This window comes from Gillisella vitis (genome assembly GCF_001541345.2).
GTDB classification, from domain to species: Bacteria; Pseudomonadota; Alphaproteobacteria; order Rhizobiales; family Rhizobiaceae; genus Allorhizobium; species Allorhizobium vitis.
Map to the genome: position 1 here is coordinate 106,670 of NZ_LMVL02000001.1, position 13,217 is coordinate 119,886.

At 58.2% G+C, this 13,217-nt stretch carries 11 protein-coding genes; 7 read left to right on the top strand and 4 right to left on the bottom strand.

Annotated elements, in window-relative coordinates; genetic code table 11:
* Positions 1–30 precede the first annotated feature (30 nt).
* Positions 31–1,203, top strand: coding sequence for a 4-hydroxybenzoate 3-monooxygenase (pobA, locus tag ASB66_RS00450; protein WP_060716099.1), 1,173 nt, complete (start codon positions 31–33; stop codon positions 1,201–1,203).
* Here the strand turns inward: pobA and pcaQ are convergent.
* Entirely contained in the window at positions 1,197–2,123 is a 927-nt protein-coding gene (gene pcaQ, locus ASB66_RS00455) for a pca operon transcription factor PcaQ (protein WP_060716176.1), read from the bottom strand. The genes pobA and pcaQ overlap by 7 nt on opposite strands.
* Positions 2,124–2,216: 93 nt before the next feature.
* Between pcaQ and pcaD the strand changes: the two genes are divergently transcribed.
* The 5 genes from pcaD to ASB66_RS00480 are packed head-to-tail and all read left to right on the top strand — an operon-like array spanning position 2,217 to position 5,932.
* The gene (gene pcaD / locus ASB66_RS00460) at positions 2,217–3,008 is read left to right on the top strand and encodes a 3-oxoadipate enol-lactonase (protein ID WP_060716098.1); all 792 of its coding nucleotides are present in this window, start codon (positions 2,217–2,219) and stop codon (positions 3,006–3,008) included.
* 41 nt (positions 3,009–3,049) lie between these two features.
* Positions 3,050–3,460, top strand: a complete 411-nt coding sequence (gene pcaC / locus ASB66_RS00465; RefSeq protein ID WP_012654370.1) for a 4-carboxymuconolactone decarboxylase — start codon at positions 3,050–3,052, stop codon at positions 3,458–3,460.
* A gap of 45 nt (positions 3,461–3,505) precedes the next feature.
* Positions 3,506–4,246 (top strand): protocatechuate 3,4-dioxygenase subunit beta, encoded by a 741-nt coding sequence (gene pcaH / locus ASB66_RS00470; protein ID WP_060716097.1) that lies wholly within the window; start codon positions 3,506–3,508, stop codon positions 4,244–4,246.
* A 1-nt stretch (position 4,247) separates the two neighbouring features.
* The gene (gene pcaG / locus ASB66_RS00475; protein WP_114386147.1) at positions 4,248–4,865 is read left to right on the top strand and encodes a protocatechuate 3,4-dioxygenase subunit alpha; all 618 of its coding nucleotides are present in this window, start codon (positions 4,248–4,250) and stop codon (positions 4,863–4,865) included.
* 8 nt (positions 4,866–4,873) lie between these two features.
* Positions 4,874–5,932: a 3-carboxy-cis,cis-muconate cycloisomerase gene (locus ASB66_RS00480; protein WP_060716095.1), complete on the top strand. Its 1,059-nt coding sequence runs from the start codon at positions 4,874–4,876 to the stop codon at positions 5,930–5,932.
* Positions 5,933–5,972: 40 nt separating this feature from the next.
* On the opposite strand, the gene ASB66_RS00485 is transcribed toward ASB66_RS00480, so the two are convergent.
* The gene (locus tag ASB66_RS00485; RefSeq protein ID WP_060716094.1) at positions 5,973–6,968 is read right to left on the bottom strand and encodes an MDR family oxidoreductase; all 996 of its coding nucleotides are present in this window, start codon (positions 6,966–6,968) and stop codon (positions 5,973–5,975) included.
* A gap of 411 nt (positions 6,969–7,379) precedes the next feature.
* Here ASB66_RS00485 and ASB66_RS00490 point away from each other — a divergent pair, with 411 nt between their 5' ends.
* Complete coding sequence (locus ASB66_RS00490; protein WP_060716093.1) at positions 7,380–10,244, top strand: DNA translocase FtsK; 2,865 nt, start codon at positions 7,380–7,382, stop codon at positions 10,242–10,244.
* A 224-nt stretch (positions 10,245–10,468) separates the two neighbouring features.
* On the opposite strand, the gene ASB66_RS00495 is transcribed toward ASB66_RS00490, so the two are convergent.
* Both ASB66_RS00495 and ASB66_RS00500 read right to left on the bottom strand, forming a co-directional pair.
* The gene (locus ASB66_RS00495; RefSeq protein ID WP_060716092.1) at positions 10,469–11,515 is read right to left on the bottom strand and encodes an ABC transporter ATP-binding protein; all 1,047 of its coding nucleotides are present in this window, start codon (positions 11,513–11,515) and stop codon (positions 10,469–10,471) included.
* Positions 11,512–13,053, bottom strand: a complete 1,542-nt coding sequence (locus ASB66_RS00500; RefSeq protein WP_060716091.1) for an ABC transporter permease — start codon at positions 13,051–13,053, stop codon at positions 11,512–11,514. The genes ASB66_RS00495 and ASB66_RS00500 overlap by 4 nt, the downstream gene beginning before the upstream one ends.
* Positions 13,054–13,217: the final 164 nt, after the last annotated feature.

Here is a 13,217-nt window from a genome sequence, read left to right on the forward strand (position 1 = left end):
CTTGATCACGAGCAAATTCGGGAGGAATTCATGCGTACTCAAGTCGTCATTATTGGCTCAGGCCCTTCTGGCTTGTTGCTGGGGCAATTGCTGCATCTCAAGGGCATCGAAACCGTTATCATCGACCGTGTTGGCCGCGACTATATTCTTGGTCGGGTCCGCGCCGGTGTGCTGGAGCAGGGCATGGTTGGCATGCTGGAAAAGGCCGGTGCTGCCGACCGCCTCCATCGCGAAGGTCTGCCGCATGACGGTTTTTCGCTGGCATTCGATGGGCGTGATCACCGCATCGATCTCTTCAATCTGACCGGCGGCGACCGGGTTATGGTGTATGGCCAGACCGAAGTGACCCGCGATCTGATGGACCAGCGCGATGCAGCCGGTGCCTTGACCATCTACGATGCCGCAAATGTTGAACCGCATGATTTCTCGGGCGAAAGCCCCTATGTCACCTATGAAAAAGATGGCGTCAGCCACCGGATCGACTGCGACTTCATAGCTGGCTGTGACGGTTTCCATGGCGTTAGCCGTAAATCCGTACCCCAGGGTGCCATCAAGGAATTCGAGCGGATCTATCCTTTCGGTTGGCTGGGTGTGATGGCCGAGGTGCCACCGGTGGCCCATGAACTGATCTATGCCAACCATCCGCGTGGCTTTGCGCTGTGTTCCATGCGGTCCAACACTCGTAGCCGCTACTACGTGCAGTGCCCGCTGGAAGACAAGGTTGAAGATTGGAGCGACGACCGGTTCTGGGATGAGCTACGTCGTCGCCTGCCCGCAGAACATGCCGAAGCCATGGTGACCGGGCCATCCTTCGAGAAATCGATTGCGCCGCTACGCTCTTTCGTCACCGAACCCATGCGGTTCGGTCGGTTGTTCCTGGCCGGTGATGCCGCCCATATCGTGCCGCCGACCGGTGCCAAGGGGCTTAATCTCGCTGCCAGTGACATCCATTATCTCAGCGAAGGCCTGATTGAATTCTACGGCGATAAGTCCAGCGCCGGGATTAATGATTATTCGGTACGGGCGCTGGCCCGCGTGTGGAAGGCCGTGCGGTTTTCCTGGTGGATGACGACCATGATGCACCGTTTTCCCGATACTGGCGATTTCGGACAACGCATTCAGGAAGCCGAGCTCGATTATCTCGTTCACTCCCGTGCCGCTTCGACGTCATTGGCTGAAAACTATGTGGGCCTGCCTTACTGAGCAGGCATACTGGCTGCTGCCGCATCGCGGATTGCTTGCATGAGCAGTGATTGCGGCAGCGTTGCCACGGCATCGGCGCGGATGGTCAATCCGACCGGTCCGCGTGTCGGAGCACTGTCTATCGGAAGGGCATGGATCGTCCCTTCTGCTATGTCACCCGCTACAACACCCTCGGAAATCACCCAGACGGCGTCACTGATTTTCAAAAAGGCTCGACCAAAGGAGTCGGAGACCGTTTCGATCTGGTTGGGCAGGGTGGCGACGCCGTTGGCGATCAGGAAGTAGTCAACCAGTGGCCGGATGATCGAATTGCGGATCGGCATCAGCACCGGAAACTCTCGCATCCGCTCAAACGGCGCCCTCTCGCCCGTCAGTAATGGATGGCCTGACCGAACGACGAAAACCACAGGTTCCGAATAGAGATGCTCAAAGGAAAATCCTGTCATTTTCTCTGGTGCGGCCAGCCGTCCGACGACGAGATCCAGTTCGCCAATGCGCAATTGTTCGAGCAGGACCGAGTTGTCGCCGGTAACGATCTTGATCGGACTTCCGGTGTTTTCCTTCAGGAACGCCGTCATGGCTTGAGGCATGATGCGGGTGGCGACGGTTGGCAACGCACCGACCCGCACCGGAGGCCCGGCCTTGGCCGCTTCCTGGGAAACCGAATCGACCGCATGGCGCAGGGCAGTCAGGGTTGCGCCCGCATGGCGCAGAAAGACCTCACCATAGCGGGTAATGCGAATGCCGCGCCCCTCGCGCTCAAACAGGCTGACACCCAATATTTCTTCCAGCTCACGAACCGTTTTGGTCACCGCGGGTTGGCTGACATGCAACAAATTGGCGGATTTCACCACGCTTTTTTGCCTGGCAACCTCGACAAAGGTTTGAAGATGACGAAACTTGATGCGCTGATCGATCATATTTCCCATAATCCACAGGTTATCATTGATGGCGATAATGTCATTTTACTTAACCGATTGGCTGCTGCAAGATCGCTTTCGGAGGATTAAGTGATGAAATTTCTCAAGACGACGGATGCAGTTATCCATTACCACGCGATTGGCCTGGAGAGTGGCAAGCCGGTGATTGCGTTTGCCAATTCACTCGGCACGGATTTCCGGATCTGGGGCGAGGTGATCGAACGGCTCCAGGATCGTTACGCCTTTGTGCTGCATGACAAGCGCGGTCATGGCCTTTCGGACCTCGGAAATCCTCCCTATTCGATGGCCACCCATGTCGACGACATGGCCGCATTGTTGGACCATCTTTCGTTGAAACAGGTGATTGTCGTCGGGCTTTCTGTCGGCGGTCTGATTGCCCAGGGCCTTTACGCCAGCCGCCCGGATCTTGTGCGGGCGCTTATCCTCAGCAACACCGCCCATAAGATCGGCTCTGCCGAAATGTGGAACACCCGCATAGCGACCATTCAAAACAACGGCATCGGAGCCTTGCTTGAACCGATCATGGAGAGATGGTTCACGGCACCGTTCCGCACGACAGATAATTCGCTCTATGCGGGCTGCTGCACCATGTTGCTGCGCCAATCAGCAGAAGGCTATTGCGGCACTTGCGCTGCGTTGCGCGATGCCGATTTCACGCAGCAGGCACCGGCTATCGCTGTTCCGACGCTATGTGTCGTTGGCGATCAGGATGGCTCGACCCCGCCGTCCCTGGTGCAATCGCTGGCAGAGTTGATTGCTGGCAGCCGGTTTTCTGTCGTGGCTGATGCGGGCCATATTCCCTGCCTTGAGCAACCGGACGCCTATGTGGCGGCCTTGCTGCCGTTTTTGGATGAGTTGGCCTAACAAAGAACAACATACGAGATCGTCGCGGAGACAGAGCGGACATGACTGATAAAACAGACACAGCATCAGAGGCACATCGGCGCGGCATGAAAACCAGGCGTTCCGTGCTTGGTGACGCCCATGTGGATCGGGCAACAGCGGCGGCCACCGCCTTCGATCAGCCCTTCCAGACGCTGATTACGGAAAGCGCCTGGGGAACCGTGTGGTCGGGTGAGCAGTGGACGAAACGCGAGCGGTCGATGGTGACGATCGCGCTTTTGGCCGCCCTTGGCCAGGATGAGGAAGTGGCCATGCACATTCGCGCCACGGTCAATACCGGGGCAACCCGTGAGGATATACGCGAAGCGCTGATGCATGTGGCGATCTATGCGGGCGTTCCGGCCGCAAACCATGCGTTCAAGATTGCCAAGGGCGTTTACGCGCAGATGGATGCCGATGCAGCCTCAGCCTAACCGGCATCAGGAAGGCTACAACGGAGAACCTTGAGGAGGAAAGACATGAAGAATTCCCTGCCGGAAACCGGGCCATTTTTTGCCCGTGACCGGGATATGCATCCGCCGGCCTATGCCCCCTGGTACAAGACCAGTGTGCTGCGCTCGCCGCAGCGGGCGCTGATTTCGCTGGAAGGCACCAAGAGCGAAATTACCGGTCCGGTCTTTGGGCATGGCCTGTTGAACGAAACCGATAACGACCTGATCCTCAACTATGCCAAACCAGGCGAAATGGCGATTGGTCAGCGCATTCTGGTGCATGGCCGGGTTCTGGACGAGCGTGGGGTCGGCGTAAACGGCGCTTTGGTTGAATTCTGGCAGGCCAATGCCGGTGGGCGTTATCGCCACAAGAAGGAAACCTATCTGGCAGCGCTCGATCCGAATTTTGGTGGGGTCGGCCGTATCATCACCGACGAGAACGGCTATTACTGGTTCAAGACCATTAAGCCCGGTGCATATCCCTGGCCGAACGGCGTCAATGACTGGCGCCCGGCGCATATTCATTTTTCTATTTTCGGTCATGGCTTCGCTCAGCGGCTGATCACCCAGATGTATTTCGAGGGCGATCCGATGATCTGGCTGTGTCCGATTGTCAAAACCATTCCGGATGAAGAGGCGATCAAGCGGCTGGTTGCGCCGTTGGATATGAACGCGGCCATCCCGATGGATATGCGCGCCTATAAATTCGATATCGTCTTGCGCGGACGCCGCTCCACACTGTTTGAAAATCGCAAGGAGGGCAACTGATATGGTACAGCCACTCGGTTACCTGAAGGAATCTCCCTCGCAGACGGCGGGTCCCTATGTTCATATCGGTTGCACACCGAATTTCTCCGGCATCGAGGGGATCTTCAAGGAAGATCTTGGCTCCGGTTCGCTTTATAACGACAAAACCCGTGGCGAGCGTATCACCATTCGCGGTTATGTTTATGATGGTGGCGGGAATGCACTGAAAGACGCGCTGATTGAAATCTGGCAGGCCGATAGCGATGGACTTTACAACAGCCCGTCCGAAACCGGCGGCAAGGCCGATCCGAATTTCCTCGGTTGGGCTCGTTGCCCAGGCGATATGGCAACCGGGGAATTCGTGTTTCATACCATCAAGCCGGGCAAGGTTCCCTTTGCCGGAGGGCGTTGGATGGCGCCGCATGTGACCTTCTGGGTCGTGGCACGCGGGATTAATATCGGCTTGCAGACCCGCATGTATTTCCCGGAGGAAGAGGCGGCAAATGCCGAAGATCCGCTTCTGGCGCGTATTGAGCACAAGGTGCGTATTCCGACATTGATTGCCAAAAAACAGGGCAATGATTACGTGTTCGATATTCACCTGCAAGGCGAAAACGAAACTGTCTTTTTCGATATCTGATTGGCAACATGAGCATTTCCCCATTTGAACACCCCTTCCTGTCCGGCCTATTTGACGATGAGGCTTTTGCGGCCTTGTTTGCCGGGCAGGCGGATATTGCGGCCATGTTGTCCTTTGAGGCGGCGCTGGCTAAGGCTCAAGGTGAGGCCGGGGTGATTGAGCCGGGGGATGCCACGGCGATCCAGTCGGGCCTTGCCCGTTTCACAGCGGATCTCGATGCCTTGAAAACGGCCACGGCACGCGATGGCGTGGTCATTCCCGAATTGGTAGCCCAAATGCGCAAAGCCATCGGCGGGGCAAGCGCAGCGAAACTGCATTTTGGCGCGACCAGTCAGGATGTCATCGATACCAGCCTCGTGCTGCGTCTAAAGATGGCCGCTGAACTCCTTGATCAGCGGCTGGCGGCATTGATCGCCGGGTTCGAGCAGTTGGATGCCGCTTTTGGGCAGAACGCTTTGATGGGCCATACCCGCATGCAGGCAGCCATCCCGATTACGGTTTCAGACCGGATCGCGGCCTGGGTTGGACCTTTGCAACGGCACCGCACCCGCTTGCAGGCTTTGCTTGGCGATGGTTTTGCCCTGCAATTCGGCGGTGCGGCAGGAACATTGGAAAAGCTCGGCGATAAAGGCCCTGCGGTGCGCGCCAGACTGGCAGAACTGCTTGGCCTTGAGGATGCGCCGCAATGGCATAGCCAGCGCGACCGGATCGTTGCCCTTGCCGATCTTCTGTCACTTATCTCAGGGAGCCTTGGTAAATTCGGTCAGGACGTAGCGCTTCTGGCGGAAATGGGTGGTGAAATTCAATTGACCGGCGGCGGCAGCTCCTCGGCCATGCCGCATAAGCAAAACCCTGTTGGGGCGGAAACGCTGGTGACGCTTGCCCGTTTCAATGCCGTACAGATTGCTGGCCTGCATCAAAGCCTTGTGCATGAACAGGAGCGGTCCGGGGCCGCTTGGGCCTTGGAATGGTTACTGCTGCCGCAGATGGTTGTGGCGACAGGGGCCGCCACAAAAACCGGATTGCAATTGATTGGCGCCATCGCCCGGCTTGGCAAACAGGCCTGATATCAGGCGGAACAATAAAGCCGTCGTTTGCGAAAAACGGCTATTTCGTCACATCAATCACCACCCGGCCACGGGTTTTCCCGGCAAGGATAGCCTCGGCTAGCGTGGGTAGATTGGACATCGGCTCAACGGTCGCCATGGCTGTCAGATGGTCGCGATTGAGGTGTTGGTCGAGAAACTCCCAGGCGCGGATGCGTTTTGCCATCGGCGTCATGACGGAATCGATGCCAAGCAGGGCCACCCCACGCAGGATGAAAGGCATGACGGTTGTAGGCAGGTCGGCACCGCCAGCCAATCCGCAGGCTGCAACGGCACCATTGTAGACCGTTTGGGCGATGACATTGGCAAGTGTGGTTGAACCAACGCTATCGATTGCACCCGTCCAACGCTCCTTTTGTAAGGCGCCAGCCTTTTCCGCCAGGTCGGCGCGATTCACAAATTGGCTGGCCCCAAGCGCTTTCAGATAATCATGGGTCTCGGGTCTGCCTGTGGATGCCGTTACCTGATAGCCTCGCGCTGCCAAAAGGCTGACGGCCATGGATCCAAGGCCACCGCCAGCCCCTGTCACGAGAACCTCGCTATTCCCCGGCTGGATTGCGCTCCAGTCCTCCAGAGCCAACACGGCGAGGGCAGCGGTATAGCCAGCCGTGCCGATGGCCATCGCCTCTTGCAAGGAAAAGCCTTCGGGCAGCCGCAGCAACCATTCCGGCTTGACCCGCTGATAGCGGCTATAGCCACCGCCTTCGGTTTCGGTCATGCCAAACCCGTTGACGACCACGCGGTCACCGGGTTTCCAATCCGGCGAGCGCGAGTCCACCACCGTTCCGGCAAGATCGGCACCGGCGATGATAGGCGTGCGCCGAGCAATCCGACCGGCGCCCGTAAAGGCCAATCCGTCCTTGTAGTTCAATGTCGAATAGGAAACCTCCACCAGCACATCGTGATCGGCCAGATCCGCCAGCGTCAATTGTCGAAAAACGCCTTTTGGCTTGCCGTCGACGGTATCGATGACGATGGCGGTGAATGGTTCGGTCATGATTGTCTCCTCGCTATCTGTGCAGTGGAATCTGCCATGTCCAGTCCGGCCTGGCTACTGCCGATTCGTCTAAGCTGATGGGGGCATGAATAGGGAAACCAGCGGCATTCCTTCGAGAACGATGAAGAATGGGGTGGGGGCCATCGCTCTGCCTCTCGCCGGACGAATAAAATGGGTGCGCAGGCCCAACCGAGGCGAAAAAAATCCTGACTGCGATTATCCCCTGTTTTCAAGGCGCTGAGGGCGGGCTTTGATCTGTGCTCTTCCAGTCACGCATTGAAAAACAATGGGTTATACGCAGGATTTCGCGAGGTTTCGCCCAGTTATGATGCGGCTTGGAAAGGAGTGATTAACCTTTATTTTTTACTTCTATAGGGGACAAGAGCCATTCCAAATGAACTGTTAGGCATCATGCGCGTTCCAACACAGAATAGTCCCCGTTCTTCCGATCAGTCCGGTCATGACGATCCGCAGTCTGGCGCGGTGTCTTCATCCGATCAGGGCCGTCAATCCGGTCCGAACGGACCGCTGGAGCCTTGGCAGTCTGCCTTCGTCTTAGGGCCGAATGTGCGCTTTACCCGCACGCCGGAAGCCGCCATCAACAAACGCCGCGAAGCTGAGGCGGCAGCGGAGCAGGCAGCGGTCGTTGCTGCCCTGCAGAAGGCTGTCGATCAGGCTCGCGTGTCTACGCCTGTGGTCTCCGTATCTCCCGATCTGGCGTCGACCACGGCCATGCCTGCCTCTGTTGCCCCTGAGTCCGCAGCGCAGAACGCGGGCTTTTTCGGATTGCCGAAGACAGGCAGTCCGCTCATCGTTCCACGCCGTGCGCCTCCGCCAAGGCCGGTGAATGCTCGTCCGGCAGAGCCCGTTGCCGAGGTGTCGGTGGCTGAACCTGTTCAGGATCAGGGTGCTGCCCAGGCCAAGGTGGTGCAAGTGCCACAGATCGTTATCGCCCCACAATTTTCGCCGGAGACGCTGGTGCGGCCCTTGCCGAACTCACAGAAAATCGAATCTATCGGTGCGGACCTGCCGCAATTGCCGGAGGCGCTACGTTTGCGTCAGGCGGCGGCAGCCATGCGTATGGCAGAGAATATCGAGTTGAATCTGCGCAATGAGAGCCTGTTGGTGGCTGCTGCTGCCGAAATTCCTGCTGATGGAGGGCAGGCGGCGACTGTGGTCGCTACAGCGCAGCTGTCCGTGTCCGATTTCGCATTTTTCGAAATGCTCGCCGATCCCTTCGATCTACCCGCCGAGGTGGAGGCTCCCCAGGTTGCTTTGGCGCCGGTATGGACGCCCATTCCTGCCGTCGCGCCCGTGTCAGAGCCGGTTAGCGGTTCGGTTGCTGCGCTTTATCGGGAGATCCGGGTGCGCCATGGCGCGGAACAGGTCATTTCCGTGCCTGCTCCTTCCATCGTTGTCGAAGAGAATGCCCAGCAGCCCGTTCCGCATGCGCCATTCATGGAGCAGACAGTCGAACTCGCCGCTGAACCTGAAATTGTCGTTGACGTAACGGAAGCGGCTTCTGTCGATCTAGCCCCTTGGGAAGAGCCTGCTCAGCCGCTGGAAGTCGTTCCAGACCTTTCTTTTGTTGAGGCTCAACCGATCGTTTTGGCGCCTGTGGCGGTCGCTCGTCCCGTTTCGGAAACCATCAGGGCCAATCGCGCCATTGGCGGCCTGGAAATGAACCGGCATCATCCACTCGATGGTGATTTCGTATTCCCGTCGATCAGCCTGTTGCAGGAGCCGCCGGCTGCTCGCGCCGAGGCGATGTTGCCGGAAGCGCTGGAGCAGAGCGCCGGTCTGCTGGAAAGCGTGCTGGAGGATTTCGGCATTCGCGGCGAGGTCATCGACGTGCGCCCCGGTCCGGTCGTAACGTTGTATGAATTTGAACCAGCCCCGGGCATCAAGTCGTCGCGGATCATCGGCCTTGCCGATGATATAGCGCGCTCCATGTCGGCGCTCTCGGCCCGTGTTGCCGTCGTCCCCGGTCGCAATGTCATCGGTATCGAATTGCCCAATGCCGTGCGCGAAACCGTTTATCTGCGCGAACTGATCGAATGCGAGGATTATTGGGAAAGCCGGTTCAAGCTGGCGCTTTGCCTCGGCAAATCGATTGGCGGCGAACCTGTTATCGCTGAACTCGCCAAGATGCCGCATCTTCTGGTGGCAGGCACGACCGGTTCAGGCAAATCCGTGGCCATCAACACTATGATCCTGTCGCTGCTCTACCGGCTGAAGCCGGAGGAGTGCCGGTTGATCATGGTCGATCCGAAAATGCTGGAACTCTCTGTTTATGACGGCATTCCGCATCTGCTGACCCCTGTCGTGACGGATCCGAAAAAGGCCGTCATGGCGCTGAAATGGGCGGTTCGCGAAATGGAAGACCGCTATCGCAAGATGTCGCGGCTCGGCGTGCGCAATATCGATGGCTATAACGCCCGCGCTGCCCAGGCCCGCGAGAAGAACGAGGTGATTACCGTCAGCGTCCAGGTCGGATTTGATCGTCATTCAGGCGAGATCCTCTATGAGGATCAGGATCTCGACATGTCGCATATGCCCTATATCGTCATCATCGTCGACGAAATGGCCGACCTGATGATGGTGGCTGGCAAGGAAATCGAAGGCGCAATCCAGCGTCTGGCGCAGATGGCGCGCGCGGCGGGCATTCACTTGATCATGGCGACCCAGCGGCCGTCCGTCGATGTCATCACCGGCACGATCAAGGCGAATTTCCCGACCCGGATTTCCTTCCAGGTGACATCCAAGATCGACAGCCGCACGATTCTGGGCGAGCAGGGTGCGGAACATCTGCTGGGCCAAGGTGATATGCTGCACATGGTTGGCGGCGGCCGGGTTTGCCGTGTCCACGGACCATTCGTTTCGGATGCGGAAGTCGAGCAAGTCGTGGCACATCTGAAAACCCAGGGCCGTCCTGAATATCTCGGCACGGTGACTGAGGAAGATGGCGGCGAACCCATGGCCAGCGCCCATGCCGTTGAAGAGACCTATGACCGTGCTCCGGTTGGCGGTGGCAGCGAGGAAAGCGACGAGGTCTATGAAAAGGCCGTCAAGGTGGTGCTGCGGGACCAGAAATGCTCGACATCCTACATCCAGCGTCGCCTGTCGATTGGCTATAACCGCGCTGCTTCGCTCGTGGAACGGATGGAGCGGGAAGGTCTGGTTGGTCCGGCAAACCATGTTGGCAAGCGGGAAATCATTGCCGGTTCTTCATCCGATCCAGTCGGGAGCGGCATAGGTTTTGATGAGGTCGATTGACGTGAGGGACCGTGGCGACTGCGTCATTCCTGATGATGGAGATGATCAGAGTTTGTCAGGGAAAAGTGGAACCCGGTTTTCCCGAAAAGACAAACGAAAACAAAAGAACCTAGGATCTGTCTGGTTCAATCTGAACCTGACAGATCCTAGGCGCAGAATACACACCAACGCCGTGCCTCTCACAGAGGTACGGCGTTTTGCATTCTACGGCTATTGGGAACCGATTATTCTGGCGGCAGGATGTGGGCGCTGCCGATAACGGTCAAATAAGACAGATCGCCCGGCCTTGGCAGATCAAGGCGGGACATCCTCACGGAAAGGGTCGGTATTGCGACATCGTTACCCTGCAATTGCAAGGTCACCGTACCACTTGCTCCTGAAAATTCGACATCCAGGACCCGCACCGGTCTGCTTGCATCTGTCATGGCCGGTTTGATGCAGATCTGCTCCGGTCGCAACATGATATCACCGTTGCCAGTGTTGCCGCTTTCGACAGGGATGGTTCCAAGTGCGCAATTGGCTTGTCCAGTTGCAAATATTGCGGGAAGAACGATGGCTTCGCCCAGGAAAAGCGCTGTTTGGCGGTCAATTGGCCGCTCGTAAAGGTCTCTGGGCGCACCGGCCTGCACCAGCTTTCCATCACGCAAAACAGCAAGCTGGTCAGCGAAGGACAGTGCCTCCGTCTGGTCATGGGTGACGAGGATGGTGGTAATCCCAGCGGCGGCCAGCAGTTTGGATACTGCCTTGCGCATGGTTTCCCTCAAACCCGTGTCCAGTGCCGAAAAAGGTTCATCCAGCAACATCAGTCGCGGTTGGCGACCAAGGGCGCGCGCCAGCGCCACCCGCTGCTGCTGGCCACCGGACAATTGGTGGGGACGCCGGGCCAGCATGCTAGGATCAAGCTCGACCATTTCGGCCAAATTCCTGATCCGTTCCTCGCGGTTCTTTAGCCCGCGTTCAAATCCGAAGGCGATATTGTCGGCAACGCTCAGATGGGGAAACAGCGCGCCGTCCTGAGAGACGATGCCAATGCCGCGTTTATGGGCTGGCTGCATGAAGCCCGGCTCGGCCTGAAGCGCGCCACCAAGGCTGATCCGGCCCGAATTCGGCATTTCAAAGCCAGCGATCAACCGCAAAAGTGTGGTTTTCCCTGAGCCAGAGGGGCCGACGATGGCGGTGCGGCTGCCGGCGGGAATAGCCAGCGAGACATCGTTCAAAGCCTGTACATGACCGTATTGTTTGCTGACGGATTGAATATCGAGAAAGGTCATTGGCCAGCCGTGCGTTTGGATTGCGACTGCAAAAGCAGGGTAAGGGGCAGAGAGAGGACCACCATCATCAAGGCGAAGGGAGCCGCTGCCACATAGTCGATTTCGCTGGTTAGTGACCAGAATTTGGTGGCAAGCGTGTCGACCCCGTTGGGAGCCAGCATCAGCGTTGCGGTCAGTTCATTGGTGATACCCATGGCAACCAGCGCGATACTGGCGGCGGCTCCGGGTGCGGCCAGCCGCATCGTTGTCAGCCAGACCGCTTGGGTCGGGCTTTTACCAAGGCTCATGGCGGCTCTTTCCAGTTCCACCGGAGCCTGCGAAATGCTGGAGCGTAAACCCACCATGGCACGCGGCAGGAAAAGCAGGATATAGGCAGCGATCAGCGTCGCGAATGTCTGGTAGAAGGGCAGGGCCACCCGCACCGTGATGGTCACCAGCGCCAGTGCCACGACGACGCCGGGCAGAGAGCCGACATAATAATGGCAGGCCTCCAGCAGCTTTTGCAGGCGTCCCGGTGCGCGCACTGATAACCAGGCCATCGGTGCTGCGGCCAACATAGAGAGAATGCCGCCGGTAAGCGCCAGCACGATTGTTTCCACAAAGGCCGTCCAGACCATGTCATTCTGCCATGCCTGCAAGCCACCAATATAGAGCCATCGCAGCAGCGTATAGACAGGCACGCCAAGCGCCAGCACCGTCACGCTGAGCAGCAGCAACAAGGCTGGAACGACAAATCCGCCCAACCGGTGACGCAGAGACGGCCGGATGGCGCCGGAGCCGACGCGTGCATAGCGCTCGCTGCCGCGCAAAATCCCGTCAAGACCCAAGAGCAGCAAGCAGCAGAACACCAGAACGCCGCTCAGCATATTGGCGGCGGGGCTGTTATAGGCCGATTGAAACTGGTCGACGATGGCGGTCGCAAAAGTGTCGAACCGGATCATCACGAACAAGCCGTATTCGGACAACAGATGCAGCGCCACCAGCAAAGCGCCACCAAGAATGGCCAGACGCAATTGCGGCAAGACCACGCGGAAGAAAACCTGCCATGGCCCAAGGCCGAGCGAGGCTGCGGCATCCTCTATGGCCGGATCGAGCCGGCGAAGAGAGGCGGCAACAGGTAAGTAGAGAAACGGGAAATAGGCAAGCACCGAAATTAGGACAGCGCTCCACAGCCCGTGCATGCCGGGGGCAATACCGATCCAGGCATAGCTGTGCACGAAAGCCGGAACTGCCAGCGGCGTCACCATCAGCCAGGACCAAAGCCCGGCCCAAGGCAGGTGTGTCCGCTCGATCAACCAGGCAAGGGCCACGGCAAGCACGACGGTAATGGGAATGGTTGCCGCTTCCAGCAGGACCGTATTGATCAGCAGGTCGCCGACACGACCGCGAAAGACCAGGGCTTTCACCGTCTCCCAGCCGACATCGACGGTAACCCAGGCGATAAAACCAAGTGGCACAAGGCTGAACGCGGCAACGAAGCCTGCAATCACCAGCAGACCGATATGCCCGGCGGGCCGGTGCTGGCGCCCTGCCGTCATCCCTGTCTGCGCTTTGGGCGCTGTTCGCCTATTGTCCTGCAACAACGGTATTCGATCTTCTTGTTATGGCAATATCGATGCGGGCGGTGTCTGGAAAAGCCAAAATGACTCTAAAAAAGGCAATCGCCGATTGGCGATTGCCCTAAGCCTTTCTTGAGGGAAAG